We start from the raw sequence: 17,238 nt of genomic DNA, 5'->3' as shown, positions 1-17,238 counted from the left end.
TATATGCTGACACCTTGCTCCACCGCCAACAGCAACGCCGAGCCAGCACCGCAGGCTGATGACGCCATGCCTCTTCCTACTGCCGCCAATCGCATCTCGTTGAGCCGACGCGAACAGCTCGCGCTGCTTGAGCAGCGTGCGCAGCAGGAGCTGCTGGAGCTGCGTGCAGTGCGCGATCAAGCCCAGAGCCCTGGCCGCGTTGAAGACTCTGACTGGCTGACAAGCTGCATCGACTGGGACCTGTCGGTCCCCTGAGACCTCCCCTCAAGCTGCGCTTGGCCGGGCTACACATCTGCGCGCACCGCGGCCCTCTTTGTGGGAGCGGCGTAAGCCGCGAAGCAAGCACAGCATCAGCTCACGGCCTGCAAGCAACGCCAGCTTCGCGGCTGACGCCGCCCCCACAGACAAGCAGCATGGTGGCCTTGGCCTGCGCGCACTCCGCTTCTGTTGTAGGAGCGGCGTAAGCCGCGAAGCAAGAACAGCATCAGCTCATGGCCTGCAAGCAACGCCCGCTTCGCGGCTGACGCCGCCCCCACAGACAAACAGCATGGCGGCCTTGGCCTGCGCGCACTCCGCGCCTTTTTGTGGGAGCGGCGTGAGCTGCGAAGCAAACACATCGCCAGATGAAGGGTTGCGGCATTACCAGCTTCGCGGCTGACGCCGCTCCCACACGCAAAGACAAAGAAAAAGCCCGGCTGCGGATCACGCAGCCAGGCTTGGTTGTTTGCTTTGCCAACGATCAGTGGGTTGCGCTGATTGTCGTGATCGAGCCCAGGTTCGGCAGTTCAAGCAGCTCGCCCGGGCCACTGCGCAACCACTGCACCATCTCGCGCGGCCGCAGTGGCCGCGAGAACAGATAGCCCTGCAGCTCATCGCAACCCTGCTGGATCAGCATCGCTGCTTCGGCCGGGGTCTCCACGCCTTCAGCCACCACCAGCATGCCCAGTGCGTGGCCCAGATGCACGATGGCCTGGGTGACCTCAGCGGTGCCGGCATCGTGCAGCATGCCTTGCACGAAACTACGGTCGATCTTCAGCCGTTGCACCGGGAAACGGTTCAGATAGTGCAGGTTGGAGAAACCGGTGCCGAAGTCGTCCACGGCAAGCGGAATGCCATGCTGTTCGAAGACATCAAAACACTGGCGCAATGCATCGGTATCACGGATCAATGCCGACTCGGTCAACTCCAGCTCCAAGCGCTGTGCAGGCCAGCCGTATTGCTGGCAGATACTGACAACGCGCTCGGCGAAGCCGCGATCACGCAGCTGCAATGCCGACACGTTGACTGCAATGCGCTCGAACTTAAGCCCGGCCTGCTGCCAGACCACCGCTTGCCGGCACACTTCCTGCAGCACCCAGTCGCCGATATGGATGATCTCGCCGCATTTCTCGGCAATCGGAATGAACTCGGCCGGGCTGCATGAACCAATCCTGCCGCTGTTCCAGCGCAGCAGCGCCTCGATCGATGGCGTTGCATCGCCATTGGCATGCACCAACGGCTGGTAGACCAGGCTGAATTCGTCGCGCTCGACCGCACCATGCAGCGCATGTTCGATCTCGACCCGGCGCTGGGTGCGTGCCAAGGCATCCTGACTGTAATACTGATACGTGTTGCGGCCGGCCTCCTTGGCAGCGTGCATCGCGGCATCGGCCGCTCGCAGCAGACTGTCGAAGTCGTTGCGACCTTCGTCCAGCATTGCGATACCCACGCTGGCGCCAACCTTCAAGGTGACATCCTCGCGATACAGCGGCTCCGCCAATGACGCAATCAACTTGCGTGCCACATGCCCGGCGTCGTCCGGCTCAACCAGGTTGCGCAGGATCACAATGAACTCATCACCGTTGAAGCGGGCGAACAGATCGGCATTGCGCAGGTTCTGGTGCAGGCGCGCTGCGGCGGCCTTCAGCAGCATGTCACCGGTGGCGTGACCGAAAGTGTCGTTGATGCTCTTGAAGCCATCCAGGTCGATGAACAACATCGCCAGAATGGCACCGCGTTCGCGCGCCTCGATGATCGCTTCCGAACCCTGCTCACGCAGCAGCATGCGATTGGGCAAGCCGGTCAGCAGGTCGTAGTGTGCCAACAGTTCCAGCCGCTCATCGGCCTCGCGCTCGCGGGTGATATCGCGGAACAGCACAACGAAGCGCTCAGGTAGCCCGTCGCGTTGATCAAGCTCGATCAGCACCTGCACCCATACCCGTTGTCCGGAAGGGCGGTAGAAGCACAGATCAAGCTGCTCGGGCAGCCCGCCTTCGGCGATGCGCAGCAACGCCGACTCAAAGTTGTCACGCGAGTCCGGGATGTACAGGTCCAAGGCCTGGTCCAAGGTCACCGGCGCCTTGCGCAGGCCATGGATGCGGTAGCACTCCTCGGTCCACTGCATCGCGCGGGTACTGACCTCGATCTCGCAGCCGCCAATACGGCCCAGCGCGGACACCCGGTTCAGCAATTCGGTACGCCAGCGTATCAAGGCATCGGTACGGCGCTGATTGCTGATGTTCTGCACCTGCCCAAGCACCCGCTGCAGGCCGCCAGCGCCGTCGTAATCAAGCTCCACCCAGATGCGCAGCTGCTGCTGGGTGACCGGATCGCGACCCCAGGTGATATCGAAACTGCCACCTTTGGCCTCATCCAACACGCGCCGCCAACTGCAGAACAGGTGCGTGCGGGCATCGCTGGCAAGGTTGCGCAACCATTGTCGGCCGGTCGGCAGTGCTGCATCGCTCCAGCCAATGGCCGCAGCGAATTCCTCGGACCACTGCACGCGTTTGCGCTGCGGCTCCCATACCCAACTGCCCATGCCGGCCACGCGCTGGGCGCGGCGCAACAAGGCCTGCTGGGAGCGCAGCTCGTCCTCCAGCGATTTCTGCTGCTGGATGTCGGTATAGGTGCCGACCATTCGCAACGGTTGGCCATCGCCAGCGCGGGTGACTACCTGGCCGCGATCCAGCACCCAATGCCAGCTGCCATCGGCCTGGCGCAGGCGGAACTGGCAGGCAAATGGCACCTGCGGATCATGCAGGTGCGCAGCAATAGCCTGCCGCAACTGCAGCTGGTCTTCTGGATGTACCTCGTCCAGCAGACCGATGCCAGGCTGCGCCGCATTGGGGGCATGCGCCGGGCTGGTGCGGGTAACCGCATCGCTGACGATATCCCAGTCCCACAAGCTGTGACCTGCCGACTCCATTGCCATCGCCCAACGGGCGTTGCGGACCTCGGTGTCGCTGGCCACGGAATACAAATAACCCAGTGGTGTCGCCGAGGGCGACTGCACCACACTGAGCCAGCCATCCAGCCGCTGGCCAGCCCCCGGCAGCGGGCACGCCACCGCCTCGTGCCGGTCCAGTTGCTGGCGGATACCGGCAAGTTGCGGGCAATAACGTGACAGACGTTCGGGCAGGCCCAGCTCCCTGGCCATGCCATTGGCAGCCAATGGCTGCCCGTCCGTGTCCAACAGCACGACGGCCGCGTTCAACGGATGACGAAGCAGGCTAGCTATGACGCCGCGATCCACGCGATCTATCTCCATGCCCGACAAACCGGGTACCCATTCGATAACGGCACCAACTCGGCAGAATTGAGCACTTCGTCGCGCGCTCTGTGCACAAGCCGTTAAACTGCGGCGACGCTTGTCCGAAACCCCCTCTCATCATGCAAGCCGATCCGGCCTCTTCTGCTCCATCCGTGTTCGCCGCACTCCAGCGGCGGCGCGCACGCGCGCTTTGCTTGCTTGGTGTCGCCGTTTTTTTGGCGGGCGGCGCGGCGATATTGATGGCAACGGACCCGAGTTCATCCGGCTGGCGAGTGAAAAGTGTGACAGCGGTCGCGATGGCAATTTGTGCGGCACTAGTCCTGCTCTGGTGGCAGCTTTGGTCACTGAAACCCGCTGCCCGTTTCAACCAGCAATTGCCTGCCGAGTTCGAGCAGCTGGCGGCGCTGCTGCCTGACGGCGTAGTGATCGCTGACGGCGATACAGTTATCTATGCCAATCCGGCCGCAAGCAGCATCCTGGGCATTGGCGGCGGGCGCAGCGATGGCACCATCCAATTGCTGGCCAGTTTGAGCGGCCATGGCCCGCGCTCGAGCAAGAGCGAACTACCGGTGCAGCTGTCACGGATGGGCGGCGAGCCGTTCCACGCCATGGTGATCACCCAGCAGCTGCAACATGGCGACAAGACCTGCCAGCTTTTTGTAATCCGAGACTTGAGTGAACTGGAGCACGGCAGGGTTGCCTTGGCCACCAGCAACAGCGAGCTTCAGGCCATGGCGGGCCGCTTGTTCTCCCTGCAGGAGGATGAGCGGCGCTCGATCTCGCGCGATCTGCATGACGATATCGGCCAGGCCATCACAGCGATGAAGCTGGCCGCCTGCGCCGCCCGCGATGAAGACAACAAGCCACGGCGGCAGGATGATATCGACCAGATCATCGAACTGGCTGACAGCACGGTGATCAAACTACGTAATCTGTCGATGCTGTTGCGACCGCCGCAGCTCGATGCCTTGGGCCTGGAAGCTGCTTTGCGTTGGCAGGCCGGCCTGCTGTTCCGCTCCACCGATGTGGAGTTGCTGCTGGATGTGGCCGCGCTGCCGCGCCGCCCCAGCAACGAGGTCGAGCAGGCCTGCTTCCGGATTGCCCAGGAAAGCCTGACCAATGCTTTGCGCCATGCCAGTGCCAGCCAGGTATCGCTGTCGCTGCGCGACGGCAACAACGGCGACCTGCACCTGCAGGTGGTGGACGACGGCGAAGGCTTCGACCCTGCGGGCCCGCGCGGCCTTGGCATGATCGTGATGCGCGAGCGCGCGCAGAGCGCCGGCGGCAGCCTGCACATCGAAACCGCGCCGGGCGCCGGCACCCGTATTGATCTGCGTTTACCCTACGCAATGGACGCACTGTGACCCCTCAAGGACCCCGCCCGATGTGGAATGCCGGCCCCGCTTCGCTTGGTGACCGCAATGACGCGCGCCCTGCCCGGCTGGGCGCTGGCAATCCTGAACTGGCCACGCTGGTGGACGCCGCCAACCGTACCGGCACCTCGCTGATGCTGCTGCATCTGGATATCGACCACTTTGCCTCGGTCAACGAGAACATGAGCGCCGAAGTGGGCGATCAGGCCCTGATCCTGATCGCTGAGCGCCTGCGTGGCTTTCTTGGCGACCGCGGCAAGCTGTGGCGGCACGGCAGCGATGAATTCCTGATCGCGGTGCCACGCAGCAGCCAGACACCCGCCCCGGAAGACTTCGCCGAGCAGGTGCGCCAGCAGATCGAGCTGCCATTGTCGGTGCTGCCCTACACCCTGTTCCTGACTGCCAAGATCGGGGTTGGCCTCTGCCCGGAGCATGCCAATACCGCGACCGGGGTGCTGGATCTGGCTGAGGACGCTCTGCACCAGGCCGGTCGCGAAGGCGGCAATGCGGTGCACGTCCACGTACTGCACAAACCCAGCAGCGCCCACAGCGAAAGCATCATCTCGCGGCAGCTGGTGGACGCCATCGACAACGGCGAACTGCGCCTGCGCTACCAGCCGCTAGTCAGCGCCCGCGACGGTCACGTCATGGGCATGGAAGCGCTGTTGCGCTGGCAGTCACCAACTCTGGGCATGCTGGTGCCCGAGCGTTTCATGCGTACCGCCGAGCGCCTGGGCATCATCGTGCAGATCGGCGCCTGGGTATTGGAAACCACCCTGCGCCAAGCCAAGGTCTGGCGTGATCAGGGCTTCGAAGATTTCAACGTAGCGGTCAATGTATCGACCCTGCAGCTGCTGCGTCCGAACTTCTTCACCGAAGTGATGGCGATGCTGCAGTCGATCGGTGTACCGGCGCGCATGCTGACGCTGGAGATCAACGAAAGCGCACTGACCAACAACGTCAACTTTGTCCACGAGACCCTGGCCAACCTGCGCAACGAAGGCATCAGCCTGTGCCTGGACAACTTCGGCACTGGCGACTCCAGCTTGAGCGCATTGGTCCGCTATCCAGTGGACAAGCTCAAGATCGATAGAAGCTTCATCAAGAGTGCGCCTGCGGCAAACCGCGAGGCCGCCATCAGCCGCGCCATCATTGCCATGGGCCACCAGTTGGGCATGACGGTGATTGCCAACGGCGTGGAATCACAGGCCCAGCTCGGCTTCCTGCGCCGCAATGACTGCGATGTTTTCCAGGGTTATCTGTTCGGCGAGCCGATGTCGGCCGACGCCGCCGGCATGACCTTGCGCCGACGCTACCTGCGACCGGAAGCATTCGCCGAGACCCGCCCTGACCGCACCTTGTTGCTACTGGACGACGAAGAAAACGTGCTGCGTTCATTGGTGCGTCTGTTCCGTCGTGATGGCTACCGGATCCTTGCCGCCGGCAATGTGCGCGATGCCTTCGATCTGCTGGCGATCAACGACGTACAGGTGATCCTGTCCGATCAGCGCATGAGCGACATGAGCGGCACCGAGTTCCTTGGCCGGGTAAAGATGCTGTACCCGGACACGATCCGTTTGGTTCTGTCGGGCTATACCGACCTGAACACCGTCACCGACGCGATCAACCGTGGCGCCATCTATCGGTTCCTGACCAAGCCATGGAATGACGACGAGCTGCGTGAGCATATCCGCCAGGCCTTCCGCACCCATGATGAAAAGCAGGGTGTGGGGGCTTCGTAAGTTTGGCCAGATCGCTGCAGCTGTTGTGGGAGCGGCGTAAGCCGCGAAGCCACTGATGGCTGAATCCCTATGCATTCACTGCAGTTGCACGAGGCGTCGCTTGAAGCTGGCCTCCGAAATCCGTGACTGCAGTTGCCACGAGGACTGACATGGCGCCAGCTTCGCGGCTTACGCCGCTCCTACTTCGGCTGGCGGATCGGCAGCACGATGCGGAAGCAGGAGCCCTCGCCCACCGTGCTGTCCAGGTCGATGCGGCCGTGGTGCTTGTTGATGATGCCGTAGGAGATCGACAAGCCCAGACCGGTACCGCTGCCCACCGGCTTGGTGGTGAAGAATGGGTCGAAAATACGCTGACGCAGCTCCGGCGAAATACCCGCACCGTCATCCTTGAACTCAACCCAGACTTCCTCCCCGCTGACACCCGTGCTGACCACGATATTGCCGCGATCGGCAATGGCATGACCGGCATTGAGCAGCAGGTTCATATAGACCTGGTTGAGCTCGGACGGCAGGCACTCGATCATCGGCAGTTCGCCGTAGTGGCGCTCCAACGTGACCTTGTACTTGAGCTCGTTCCAGATGATGTTGATGGTCGATTCGAGGCCGGCGTGCAGGTCGACCAGCTTCCACGACTCGTCGCGGCCGGAATACGAGAAATCCTTGAGGTCGCGGACGATCCGGGTAACCCGCTCGATGCCCTCGCGTGATTCAGCCATCAGCTGCGGCAGGTCGCGGCTGATGAAATCGATATCCAGGCGGTCGCGGATATCGTCGATCTCCGGAATCAGCGCCTTCGGATCAGGTGCGCGCAAGGCCCGCTCATAGGCTTCAATCACCGTGAACAAGCTGCGCAGATACTCCTGCAGGCTGCCCAGGTTGGAATGGACATAGCCGATCGGGTTGTTGATTTCGTGGGCGACGCCTGCCGCAAGCTGGCCGATGGAGGCCATCTTCTCGGACTGCAGCAGCTTCTCCTGGGTGCCATTCAAACGCAGATAGGCTTGGCGCAGCTCGGCATGACGCTGCTGCAACTCGCGCTCATAGTCCTCAGGGCCATCTATATGCTGGAACAGAGCCAGAAAGGCTTCGCCAGCCTCATCGCTGTGATGGTGCAGATGCAGGGTGATGACCCGCTCGCCAACCGGCAGGCTGCCAATCCAGCTACCCGAGTCACGGGCCTGCGACAGCGCGAAAGGTGGCAACAAGGCTTCAAGCTGGCGGCCAAGGTCGACACTGCCAGGGCCATCCACGCCAAACAACTCGCGCACCAGACCGTTGGCGATGCTGACTTCAAATTTGCCGCTGAACACCAGCATCCCGTGCTGGACGCGCTCGCCGAGGGCTCGCAATGTGGCCGCCGAAGGGGTTGGCATGAGGATGCTGCTATCGATCTGGGTCACGGCGGCCGGCACAAGCTAGGAACAGGCCGCCACTATAGCCGGATGTGCGAATTCGATCGCGGCGCTGGCGCCGCGCTTGCTACAGATCAGGCCACGGCCAGCGGCCGCCGCGCATGTACGGTTTGTGCCTGGCCCTTGGCATCGTAAGAAGGCGCGTTTTCGCTACGACCCAGCTGACGCAGCGCCCAGTTGACCTCGCGGCGGCGGCGCGCCAGCAATACGCCATTGGCGTGGTTGCGCTCTGCCAGCTCCTTGAGCTTTTCAGCCTCGTGCAGCGGCGGCTGCCGTTCCAGCTCGCGCAGGGCTTCCAGCTTGTTGCCGGTGGCGGCAACCAAGGCCGGCACGTCGTGCTCGGCCAAGGCGCGCTGTTCGCGGTCAAGCGCCTCGCTCAGACGCTGCAACGGGTCGCCCATGGAAAGGTTCATCCCTGCAACTGCTGGTCCAGGCCCAGCATGCGCGTGGCAATGGCATCGGGGTTGATCTTGTAGCTGCCGTTTTCCAGCGCCTCGCGCACCGCTTGCACACGGGCTTGGTCGATGGCCGGGGCGGCGCTCAGCTCACGCTGTACGGCCTGCAGCTGGGTAGCCTCACCGGTCAGGCGCACGCTGTCGGCGGCCTCAACGGGCTTGGGCTTGGCATCGCCTGCGGCGGCCACTTTGGTGTTGATGGCTACGCTGCGCAGCTGCGCTGCGGCCGGAATACCACCGTCGATTTTCTGGCTCATGTGATGGAGTCCTGATTCGGTTCAAAAACGATAACGGCAACGCCGGGTGTTTCTTTAGCAATTTATCGACTGACCAGTACGTCGCCAGCGGGGGTAGCAATGCCCTGCATTACCCGGCGTGAAGACAGGTTCTCGACCGAGACCCGCTCGCCCTCACCCGCATCTCCCAGCGCCTTGCCCGCCATACGCACCTCCACCCCGCCCCGACGCGACACCAGGGCGACATTATCGCCACGGCGAACGGTGCGGGGCGCGACCAGATCGGTCGCCGACAGCAGGCTGCCGGCGCTCAATGCGCGCCGCGCGACCCGGCCCACGGCCGCCTCCGGCTTCAACAGCACGGCACCAGCCAAGCGTGCCGTATCGCGCTTGACGCTACTTATATCGGCCGCTGCTAGGGTTTCTCCAGCAGCCACGCCGCGCGCCAGAACCAGTACCTGCTGTTCGCGACGGACCTTGACCGGGACGAACAAGCGCCAGCCGCCAGCCTGCGGGCAGGCGACCTCCACGGTGGTGTTGGCGGTAACCTTGGCCTGCAGCGGTTGCGCACAAGCCGGCAAACGCAGGTTCGCATCAAGATTGGCCTCCCCGCTCTCGCCCGCTCCCAAGGTGGCCAAGGCCGCGGCACGGATGGATTCCACCGGCTGGAACGTGGTGGCCCAAGCCAATGAAGGCAACAGCAGACTGGTTATAAGGAGTAAACGCTTCAACGGCGGCCACCCGGCTCAGGAATAGTTCGACAGCCCTGCTGCAAGTGCTGTGCCAGTCCAGACTGGGGTGAGCACTCAAGTTGTCGTCCCCTGCCGCCGATACAGCACTCATGTCACAAGACCTGCTCAACCGAATTGACCAGCGCACCCGGCTGGCCGGCCACAACCGCCTTGCCCTGCTGCTGTTCCGCCTTGGCGGCCGTCAGCTTTTTGGCGTGAATGTTTTCAAGGTGCAGGAAGTGCTGCGCCGCCCAGCATTGTTCCAGGTACCCGGCCTGCCCGCCCAGTTTGCCGGCGTGGCTGATGTGCGTGGCCGCTCGGTGCCGGTATTGGACCTTGGCCTGGCCATCGGCCACCCTGAGCGCGAGCCCGAGGCGGACACCTCACCGGGTTACCTGGTGGTGACCGAGTTCAATCGCTCGGTGCAGGGCTTTCTGGTCAGCGGGGTTGAGCGCATCGTCAATATTGCGGTGGAAGATATCCACCCACCGCCGGAATTGGGCGCCGAATCGACGTATTTGACCGCTGTTACCCGCTTCCAGGGTGAGTTGATCCAGGTGATCGACGTTGAAAGCGTGCTCGCCGACATCGCCCAGGTGCGCAGCGAGGCGGTGCTTGACCCGTCCATGGCGCTGCCTGCCGACGCACCGCCGATGCAGGTGCTGGTGGTCGATGACTCGCGTGTCGCCCGCCAGCAGATCCGCAGCGTGCTGGACCAGCTGGGGGTGAGCGCAACCCTGCTTTCTGATGGCAAGCAGGCGCTGGAACACCTGTTGCAGATCCATGCCTCGGGCGAAAACCCGGCCGAGCGCTACGCCATGGTGATCTCCGATATCGAGATGCCGGCGATGGACGGCTACACCTTGACGACGGAAATCCGCCGCCATGCTGGGCTGGCTGGTCTGTATGTGCTCCTGCACACCTCCTTGTCGGGCGTTTTCAACAACGCCATGGTGGAGCGTGTGGGTGCCAATGCCTTTGTGGCCAAGTACAGCCCGCATGAGCTTGCTGATTTCGTCCTGCAGCGGCTGCGCCATGTGGCCGAGACGCAGTACGCGTATAGCTGAGCCTGACCGGCTGTAGTGCCGAGCCATGCTCGGCAATGGCTTTACCGGTAGAGCCCCTGCCGAGCATGGCTTGGCACTACATGTTTCTTTGGCACAGGTTTTGCAGCTTCCCCGGCAACGTTCCGTGGGAGGTTCCACATGGCCAACCTGTTTTCCAACTATCTAGGCATCCACGCCCAGGCAATGCCGCTGCGCGAGCAGCGCATGAAGCTGATCGCCAGCAACCTGAGCAATGCCGACACGCCTGGCTACAAGGCCCGCGATCTCGATTTTGATGCCGCCCTGCGCAATGCCCAGGGTGCGACCAGCGGCAATGGCCTGCTGACGGCCACCGCCGAACAGCACTACGCCATCGGTGGTGCCAACGGGCTCAACCCGTTCCAGATCCTGCGCGAAGGCGCCCAGCCCAGCCTCGACGGCAACACCGTCGACCCGGATACCGAGCGCGCCGCCTATGGCCGCGCCGCATTGGAATACCGCGCCTCGCTGAGCTTCGTCGAGTCCAAGGTGAAGACCATGCTCACCGCCATCACTGGCCAGTAAGGAAGCACGCCATGAGCAACCTGCCCATCTTTGATATTGCCGGCTCGGCGCTGCAGGCGCAGTCGGTGCGCATGAGCACCATCGCCTCCAATCTATCCAATGCCGATTCGATCGCCGGTTCGCCGCAGGCGGTCTATAAGCCGCTGGAGCCGATCTTCCAGGCCGTTACCAGCCGCAATGATCCCAATCTGACCGGCGTGCAGGTCAAGGAGATTGCACAGAGCGATGCGCCGCCGATCAAGCGCTACGAACCCAATCATCCGCTGGCCGATGGCGAGGGCTATGTGTACTCGCCCGACGTTGATCCGGTCGCGCAGATGGTCAACCTCATCTCCACCTCGCGCAATTACCAAGCCGGCGTGGAAATGCTCAGCACCGCCAAGGAACTCGCCCTGGCCACGCTGACCATGGGCCGCTGAGCCCACTCCCCCAGGAATCTGCCGACATGAGCACCAGCGTCAACTCCGATCTCTACAAGTCGCTCGGCCTCACCGCGCCGAACACCACGCCCACCAGCAAGAACAAAGGCTCGCTCGATCAGGCCGACTTCCTGAAGCTGATGACTACCCAGCTGCAGCATCAGGACCCGACCAAGCCAATGGACAACAGCCAGATGGTTGCGCAGATGGCGCAGCTGTCCACTGTGCAGGGCATCAGCGATCTGAACACCTCGGTGAAGGGCTTCCAACAGTCGATGGCCAGCGACCAGGTACTGCGCGGCGCTGCACTGGTTGGCCACAGCGTGATGGTGCCCTCGCCCAAGCTCGCACTGGAGGCCGAAGGCGGTACCAGCGGCACGGTTGTGGCGCAGTCAGCCGGCTCGGTCACCGTCGACATCACCGATGCCAACGGCCTGAAGGTCAATCAGTTGACCGTTCCGGCCAACGCTGCCGGCGAGGTCGCCTTCCAATGGGATGGCACCAATGCCGATGGCAAGCGCATGCCGGCCGGCAGCTATACCGTCACCGCCACCCACACCGATAGCGCCGGCGTACAGAGCAAGCTGGCCACCTACGCCGAGGCGAAAGTCGAGAGCGTGACGGTAGGTTCTGACGGCCTGTATCTGAATCTCAAGGGGCTGGGCACTGCCCCGCTCGACTACGTGCTCCGCGTCAGCTGAGCCCCCTCTTCGATTTCCCAGGAGTATCGCCATGGCTTTCAATGTCTCACTGTCGGGCATCAACGCGGCCAACGCGGATCTGAATGTCACCGCCAACAACGTCGCCAACGTCAACACCACCGGCTTCAAGGAATCGCGCGCCGAGTTCGCCGATCTGTTCAATGCCACCAGCTATGGACTGTCGCGCAACGCAATGGGCTCCGGCGCACGCCTGAGCAACGTGGCGCAGCAGTTCTCGCAGGGCAATATCAGCCAGACCGGACGCAGCCTGGACCTGGCCGTGGCCGGCGAAGGCTTCTTCACCCTGAACATGAACGGTGCGCGCGTGTACTCGCGCGCCGGTAATTTCCAGACTGACAACAATGGCTATGTGGTGAATCCGCAGGGTGCACGCCTGCAGGTGTTTGCACCGAACGCTGACGGCACCCGCTTTGATGGCCAGCTGACCGATCTGCAGTTGCTCAATACCGACAGCCCGCCCAAGCCAAGCACCCTGGTCAACATGGCGTTCACCCTGCCCGGCAATGCACCAGCGCCGACGGTAGCGCCGTTCGACCCGGCCGATTCCAATACCTACAACCACTCCACCGGTGGCATCACCGTGTACGACTCGCTGGGTGTCAGCCACACCCAAACCTCGTACTTCGTGAAGACCGGTACCGCCAATGAGTGGCAGGTACACAACTATGTGGATGGCCAGCCTGCCGGCGCACCGTCACTGCTGCAGTTCTCCAACGCCGGCGCCTTGGTCAGCCCGGCCAACGGCGACATCACCTTGGCTCCGTTCACGCCAAGCACCGGCGCCGGCGTGGTCAACCTGACGTTGAATGTCGCAGGCTCTACCCAGTACGGCGAGAAGTTCGCGGTACGCGATACCCGCCAGGATGGATACGCTGCCGGCAAGCTCAATGAGATCAGCATCTCCGAGCAGGGCGTGGTCTATGCACGCTACTCCAATGGCGACGACAAGCCGTTGGGCCAGGTCGCGTTGAGCACGTTCAACAATGCGCAGGGGCTGCAGAACCAGGGCAACAGCCTGTGGGTGGAGACCTTCTCGTCCGGCAACCCGCGCGTTGGCGCGCCTGACTCGTCGGACTTTGGCCAGGTTCAAGCTGGTGCACTGGAAGCCTCGACGGTGGACCTCACCGAACAGCTGGTCAACATGATCGTCGCCCAGCGCAACTTCCAGGCCAACTCGCAGATGCTTTCGACGCAGGACCAGGTCACCCAGGCCATCATCAACATCAGGTAAAGCAAGACGTGGGGATCAATCAACACTTGATTGGTCCCCACCGCGACGCAGCTGCCAACAGCGTTTTTCAACCCCAATCTCACTACGCGAATTCCAGCACCATGGACAAAGCCCTCTACGTTGCCATGACCGGTGCCCGCGCCTCGCTGCAGGCGCAGGCCACCGTGTCGCACAATCTGGCCAACTCGGATACACCGGGCTTCAAGGAAGCGCTGGCCAATACCGAATCGTTCCGCATCCAGGGTCCGGGGTTTCCATCGCGGGTAGATGCCGTGCACGTCGATGCTGGTTTCAACCGTCGCGTTGGCGCGCAGCAGATCACCGGCAATTCGCTGGATCTATCCCTGCAGCCAGGCAGCTGGCTGGCCGTGCAATCCAGCGATGGCAGCGAGGCGTATACCCGCAGCGGTGCCTTATCGTTGACGCCGAATGGACAGCTGGTGACCGCCGAAGGCAATGCCGTGCTTGACGACAACGGCAACCCGATCGCGGTGCCACCACATCAGGCCATGGAGATCGGTCACGACGGTACTTTATCGATCATTCCGCTGGGCGAAGGCCCGCAGACGATGGCGATGATTGGCCGCCTGCGCGTGGTTGATGCACCCAATGAACAGTTGGAGCGGCGCCTGGATGGACTGATGCGCAACACCGATCCGCAACAGCCCTTTGCCCAGCGTCAAGGCAAGGCCCTGGACAGCGGCATGCTGGAATCCAGCAACGTCGATGCGGCCGGCGCACTCGTGCAGATGATCCAGCTGCAGCGCCAATTTGAAATGCAGGTCAAGGTAATCAAGCACGGCGACGAGAACGCGCGCAGTGCCAACAGTTTGTTGCGCCTCAACGGCTGATAGAACAAGGCCAGCGCGCATGCAGTGCGCCTGCCCTGGCCTTCGGCCGGGCCAGCGCTGGAAACGGTGGGCTACCCGTCTCCAGCAAGATCCAGATGATCTCCCACCGCTTCATACCCGCCCGGCGCGCACTGCTCCGGTGCGCATGGCGCCATGTCGCAAACCGCGCTCGGTCGCAGCCATAGGCCATCGCAGAGCCAATGTGCTCAGCGCCGACATTCCGACACCGGTTTTGGCACAGCCCATGCATTGACAGTACCAAGGGCCAATCGGCCGGTATCCGTCACCAAGGAATCGCACCATGAATCAGGCATTGTGGGTCGCCAAGACCGGCTTGGATGCGCAACAGACACGTATGTCGGTTGTCTCCAACAACCTGGCCAACACCAATACCACCGGATTCAAGCGCGACCGCGCCAGCTTCGAGGACCTGCTGTATCAACAGGTGCGTCAACCCGGCGGTTCATCCTCGGCACAGACGCAGCTGCCCACCGGCCTGCAGTTGGGTACCGGTGTACGCGTTGTCGCTACCTCCAAGCATTTCGAGCAAGGCAGCCAGCAGCAAACCGGTCGCGCACTGGATGTCATGGCCAATGGCCGAGGCTTCTTCGAAGTGATGATGCCCGACGGCACCTCGGCATATACGCGTGACGGCAGCTTCCAGATCAATGCGCAGGGCGAGCTGGTAACCAATAGCGGCTACCCGGTGCAGCCTGGCATCCAGATTCCCGAAGGCGCGCAATCGATGACCATTGGCACCGACGGCACCATCAGCGTGAAGATGGCCGGCGAAGCTGCCTCGGTCGAAATCGGATCGTTGACGCTTACCGACTTCATCAACCCCGCCGGCCTGCAGGCCAAGGGCGAGAACCTGTTCCTGGAAACGACCGCATCGGGCCCAGCCCAGAACGGTACGCCCGGCCTCAATGGCTTGGGCACGGTCGTGCAGGGCGCGCTGGAAGGCAGCAACGTCAACGTGGTCGAAGAGCTGGTGTCGATGATCGAGACGCAGCGCGCCTACGAAATGAACGCCAAGGCCATCTCCACCACCGACTCGATGCTCGGCTACCTCAACAACAACGTCTGATTGGTCGCCAAGGGATACCGTCATGAGCAGCACCCCACTCCTGCGCCACCTGTCCATCGCCTTGAGCGCTGCCTTGATCGGCGGCTGCACCTTGGCCGGCGACGTGCGCCCGTATGCACCGATGGCACCGATCCAACCCATCGTGGTGCAGGCCGCAGTGCCGACCGCTGGCGCGATCTACGCTGCCGGCCCGGGCTTGAACCTGTATGGCGATCGGCGCGCGCGTGATGTCGGTGACCTGCTGACGATCACCCTGGTCGAGAACACCATGGCCACCACCACTGCCAGCACCGCGATCAGCAAGAAGTCTGATATCGACGTTGGCACGCCGACCTTGTTCGGTGCGCCGGTGACGCTTGGCGGCAAGGACATTCTCGGCGCATCTGCCTCGTCAGAGCGCGACTTCGCTGGCAAAGGCAATAGCGCGCAGAGCAATCGTCTGCAGGGCAGCGTCACCGTCACCGTGATCCAGCGCCTGCCCAACGGCAACCTTGTTGTGCAGGGGCAGAAGAACCTGCGGCTGAATCAGGGCGATGAACTGGTGCAGATTCAGGGTGTCGTACGCGCTGCGGACATCAACCCGGACAACACCATTTCCTCCAGCAAGGTTGCCGATGCGCGCATCGCCTATGGCGGTCGCGGCGCGGTAGCGCAGTCCAATGCGATGGGCTGGCTGGGCCGCTTCTTCAATTCAGCGTTTGCGCTGTTCTGAGCACTGTGATGAAGACTTTCTCTTTCATGCGTCCTCTTGCCCTGGCAGCACTGGCCTTGGCAGCCGCCCTGCCCGCTCAGGCTGAGCGGATCAAGGATCTGGCCCAGGTCGGCGGCGTGCGTGGCAATGCGCTGGTCGGCTACGGCCTGGTAGTTGGCCTGGATGGCAGCGGCGACCGCACCAGCCAGGCACCGTTCACCGTGCAGAGCTTGAAAAACCTGCTCGGCGAACTGGGCGTCAATGTTCCGGCAAACGTCAATCCGCAGCTGAAGAATGTCGCTGCGGTCGCCATCCACGCTGAACTGCCGCCGTTTGCCAAGCCTGGCCAGACCATCGACATCACCGTCTCCTCTATCGGCAATGCGGTCTCGCTGCGCGGTGGCGCGCTGCTGATGGCGCCGCTGAAAGGTATCGATGGGCAGGTGTATGCCATTGCCCAGGGCAACCTGGTAGTTGGCGGCTTTGGCGCACAGGGCAAGGACGGCTCGCGGATGTCGGTGAATATTCCCAGCGCTGGCCGCATTCCCAATGGCGCCACCGTTGAACGTGCGCTTCCCGACGTCTTCGCTGGCGGCGGCGACATCACCTTGAACCTGCACCAGAACGATTTCACCACCGTCTCGCGGATGGTCAATGCACTCAACGCCACCTTCGGCGAAGGTGCGGCACGTGCGGTTGATGGCGGTACGGTTTCGGTGCAGACCCCGACCGACCCGGGCGCACGCATCGGCATGCTGGCGCGTATCGAGAACGTCGAGCTATCACCGGGCACTGCGCCCGCGCGTATCGTGGTCAATTCGCGCACCGGCACCGTGGTGATCGGCTCGCAGGTGCGAGTCAGTCCGGCAGCGATCTCGCACGGTTCCTTGACGGTGACCGTCAGCGAATCGACCCAGGTCAGCCAACCCAACGCCTTTGGCGGTGGCCAGACCGTCGCCACGCCACAGTCGACAATCACGGCCAGCAACGAAGGCAGCCGCATGTTCCGCTTTGATGGCGGCGCGACCCTGGACGAGATCGTACGTGCGGTCAACGAAGTTGGTGCGGCACCGGGCGACCTGATCGCAATCCTGGAGGCACTCAAGCAGGCCGGCGCACTGACCGCCGACCTTGAGGTGATCTGAC

16 protein-coding genes and 1 pseudogene are annotated in these 17,238 nt (G+C 62.9%); 12 read left to right on the top strand and 5 right to left on the bottom strand.

Translation table 11 applies throughout. The features are described 5' to 3' along the window. Window positions 1-3: 3 nt before the first annotated feature. Window positions 4-255, top strand: a complete 252-nt coding sequence (locus ACVOLR_RS02625; protein WP_481535048.1) for a hypothetical protein — start codon at window positions 4-6, stop codon at window positions 253-255. 484 nt (window positions 256-739) lie between these two features. On the opposite strand, the gene ACVOLR_RS02620 is transcribed toward ACVOLR_RS02625, so the two are convergent. Beyond that, a complete protein-coding gene (locus ACVOLR_RS02620; protein WP_481535124.1) occupies window positions 740-3,514 on the bottom strand; it encodes a bifunctional diguanylate cyclase/phosphodiesterase in 2,775 nt (924 codons plus the stop codon). A 377-nt stretch (window positions 3,515-3,891) separates the two neighbouring features. Here ACVOLR_RS02620 and ACVOLR_RS02615 point away from each other — a divergent pair. Together ACVOLR_RS02615 and ACVOLR_RS02610 are read left to right on the top strand one after the other, a co-directional pair. Then, window positions 3,892-4,896, top strand: a pseudogene (locus tag ACVOLR_RS02615) (sensor histidine kinase); the annotation flags it as partial. Window positions 4,897-4,916: 20 nt separating this feature from the next. Further along, entirely contained in the window at window positions 4,917-6,647 is a 1,731-nt protein-coding gene (locus ACVOLR_RS02610) for an EAL domain-containing protein (protein ID WP_481535047.1), read from the top strand. Between the two features lie 179 nt (window positions 6,648-6,826). Here the strand turns inward: ACVOLR_RS02610 and ACVOLR_RS02605 are convergent, their stop codons facing one another. From ACVOLR_RS02605 to flgA, 4 genes are all read right to left on the bottom strand, one after another. After that, the gene (locus ACVOLR_RS02605; protein WP_481532892.1) at window positions 6,827-8,020 is read right to left on the bottom strand and encodes an ATP-binding protein; all 1,194 of its coding nucleotides are present in this window, start codon (window positions 8,018-8,020) and stop codon (window positions 6,827-6,829) included. A gap of 113 nt (window positions 8,021-8,133) precedes the next feature. Then, window positions 8,134-8,472 (bottom strand): flagellar protein FlgN, encoded by a 339-nt coding sequence (locus ACVOLR_RS02600; RefSeq protein WP_481535046.1) that lies wholly within the window; start codon window positions 8,470-8,472, stop codon window positions 8,134-8,136. Beyond that, window positions 8,469-8,771, bottom strand: a complete 303-nt coding sequence (gene flgM, locus ACVOLR_RS02595; RefSeq protein ID WP_481510927.1) for a flagellar biosynthesis anti-sigma factor FlgM — start codon at window positions 8,769-8,771, stop codon at window positions 8,469-8,471. Before flgM ends, ACVOLR_RS02600 begins: the two co-directional genes overlap by 4 nt. Before the next feature lie 62 nt (window positions 8,772-8,833). Further along, the gene (flgA, locus tag ACVOLR_RS02590) at window positions 8,834-9,481 is read right to left on the bottom strand and encodes a flagellar basal body P-ring formation chaperone FlgA (RefSeq protein WP_481535045.1); all 648 of its coding nucleotides are present in this window, start codon (window positions 9,479-9,481) and stop codon (window positions 8,834-8,836) included. Between the two features lie 110 nt (window positions 9,482-9,591). Here flgA and ACVOLR_RS02585 point away from each other — a divergent pair, with 110 nt between their 5' ends. From ACVOLR_RS02585 to ACVOLR_RS02545, 9 genes are all read left to right on the top strand, one after another. Further along, entirely contained in the window at window positions 9,592-10,548 is a 957-nt protein-coding gene (locus ACVOLR_RS02585) for a chemotaxis protein (protein ID WP_481535044.1), read from the top strand. Between the two features lie 138 nt (window positions 10,549-10,686). Further along, window positions 10,687-11,091: a flagellar basal body rod protein FlgB gene (gene flgB / locus ACVOLR_RS02580; RefSeq protein WP_481510530.1), complete on the top strand. Its 405-nt coding sequence runs from the start codon at window positions 10,687-10,689 to the stop codon at window positions 11,089-11,091. An 11-nt stretch (window positions 11,092-11,102) separates the two neighbouring features. After that, window positions 11,103-11,510 (top strand): flagellar basal body rod protein FlgC, encoded by a 408-nt coding sequence (flgC, locus tag ACVOLR_RS02575; RefSeq protein ID WP_282271517.1) that lies wholly within the window; start codon window positions 11,103-11,105, stop codon window positions 11,508-11,510. A 26-nt stretch (window positions 11,511-11,536) separates the two neighbouring features. Beyond that, entirely contained in the window at window positions 11,537-12,211 is a 675-nt protein-coding gene (locus tag ACVOLR_RS02570; RefSeq protein WP_481535043.1) for a flagellar hook capping FlgD N-terminal domain-containing protein, read from the top strand. Between the two features lie 31 nt (window positions 12,212-12,242). Then, window positions 12,243-13,463, top strand: a complete 1,221-nt coding sequence (gene flgE, locus ACVOLR_RS02565; RefSeq protein ID WP_481535042.1) for a flagellar hook protein FlgE — start codon at window positions 12,243-12,245, stop codon at window positions 13,461-13,463. 101 nt (window positions 13,464-13,564) lie between these two features. Further along, window positions 13,565-14,314, top strand: coding sequence for a flagellar basal body rod protein FlgF (locus tag ACVOLR_RS02560; protein ID WP_481535041.1), 750 nt, complete (start codon window positions 13,565-13,567; stop codon window positions 14,312-14,314). A 301-nt stretch (window positions 14,315-14,615) separates the two neighbouring features. Further along, window positions 14,616-15,401 (top strand): flagellar basal-body rod protein FlgG, encoded by a 786-nt coding sequence (gene flgG / locus ACVOLR_RS02555; RefSeq protein WP_481535040.1) that lies wholly within the window; start codon window positions 14,616-14,618, stop codon window positions 15,399-15,401. Between the two features lie 22 nt (window positions 15,402-15,423). Then, complete coding sequence (flgH, locus tag ACVOLR_RS02550) at window positions 15,424-16,113, top strand: flagellar basal body L-ring protein FlgH (RefSeq protein WP_481535039.1); 690 nt, start codon at window positions 15,424-15,426, stop codon at window positions 16,111-16,113. Between the two features lie 8 nt (window positions 16,114-16,121). Then, window positions 16,122-17,237, top strand: coding sequence for a flagellar basal body P-ring protein FlgI (locus tag ACVOLR_RS02545; protein ID WP_481535038.1), 1,116 nt, complete (start codon window positions 16,122-16,124; stop codon window positions 17,235-17,237). The last annotated feature ends 1 nt before the right edge of the window (window position 17,238 follow it).

The sequence above is a fragment of the Stenotrophomonas sp. STEN030 genome (assembly GCF_056759995.1).
The sequence above is the reverse complement of the archived record's forward strand: the minus strand, read 5'-3'. Positions and strand labels throughout refer to the sequence as shown.